The sequence below is a fragment of the Pseudomonas meliae genome (genome assembly GCF_001400515.1).
GTDB lineage: Bacteria > Pseudomonadota > Gammaproteobacteria > Pseudomonadales > Pseudomonadaceae > Aquipseudomonas > Aquipseudomonas amygdali.
Genome location: NZ_LJQT01000444.1, coordinates 1 through 1,273, shown reverse-complemented (window position 1 = coordinate 1,273; position 1,273 = coordinate 1). Strand labels below are relative to the sequence as shown.

Below are 1,273 nucleotides of genomic sequence, written 5' to 3'. Positions count from 1 at the left end.
CCATCGTGATAAAAAAGCGCGTCTATAAGCACTGAATACGTACAAGACATAACATCGTGCCGCATCAATGAGGTATGACGCAGAGCGTTCTGCCTTCCCCACTTACCAATACGTCTCCACCGCAACCTGCCCCGGCTTGCGTGACAGGCTCAGGCGCATGTCACGCTGTTTGAGCAGTGCACGTGTGTCGTCGATCATCTGCGGGTTGCCGCACAGCATTACCCGGGAATGCTCAGGTGTCAGTGCGATGCCTGCCGCGCGCTCAAGCTCGCCGTTTTCAATCAACTGCGTAATGCGGCCACTTAGTGCGCCCGGATGCTGTTCGCGGGTCACAGTCGGTAGAAACAGGAACTTGTCTGCGTATTCAGCCAGATATTCACGCTGCATCAGTTCGCCAATCAACTGCTGATAGGCCAGTTCGCGGGACTCACGAACGCTGTACACCAGAATCACCCGCTCGAACTTCTCCCAGACCTCGAAATCCTGAAGGATCGACAGAAACGGCGCGACACCTGTACCTGTGGATAACAGCCAGAGGTCGCGGCCATCGACAAAACGGTCCAGGGTCAAATAACCAAACGCCAGTTTTTCCACCATCAATTCGTCGCCTTCGCGCAGACGACTCAGTTCGCTGGTGAATTCGCCATCCGGCACCACGATGGAAAAAAACTCCAGAAACTCGTCGTGCGGTGAAGACACCATCGAGTAGGCACGCCATACGGTGGTGCCGTCGGCCTTGGTCACACCGAGGCGCGCAAACTGTCCTGCCCGAAAGCGAAAACCAGGGTCGCGCGTGGTGCGCAGGGTGAACAGGTTGCTGGTCAGCGGCGTGACACGCTGCAGTGTCTGTCGGGTGAATTTGTCGTCACTGACGGTCATGGTGTGCTTTGAACTCCTGAATATGAAAAGCAGAACCCAGTGTCCCGCAAACCGGGTCCGATAAACACCGGCTGTTTGTGGTGAATTACCCGGTCAGCAGCGCTGCGGCTTAGAGTATTTGGTTCTTGAGTCCGCAAATACCTGACCGAACCTCTACAGGGCAAATTGCCGCGACCTCTCTTGCACAGGGGTTCCAGCCAAAAGGCCGATAACACGCTGCCAAGTGCCATCAGCCCATCCGTCCGGGTAATGCGCGCAGGCGCAGTTTGCGGTGTTTTTGTTCCTAGACTGGATAAACGAACAGCAAGGTCTGGACACGTACTGCAAGGAGGCTACATGAACACAATGGAAATAAAATTTTCACAGCCCTCGCCAGGGGAGTATCAGTTTTTTT

1 protein-coding gene is annotated in these 1,273 nt (G+C 55.0%); it reads right to left on the bottom strand.

The features are described from left to right. Positions 1-102: 102 nt before the first annotated feature. On the bottom strand, positions 103-879 hold the full coding sequence (locus tag ALO64_RS20515; RefSeq protein WP_002555237.1) for a ferredoxin--NADP reductase: 777 nt from the start codon (positions 877-879) through the stop codon (positions 103-105). Positions 880-1,273 lie beyond the last annotated feature (394 nt).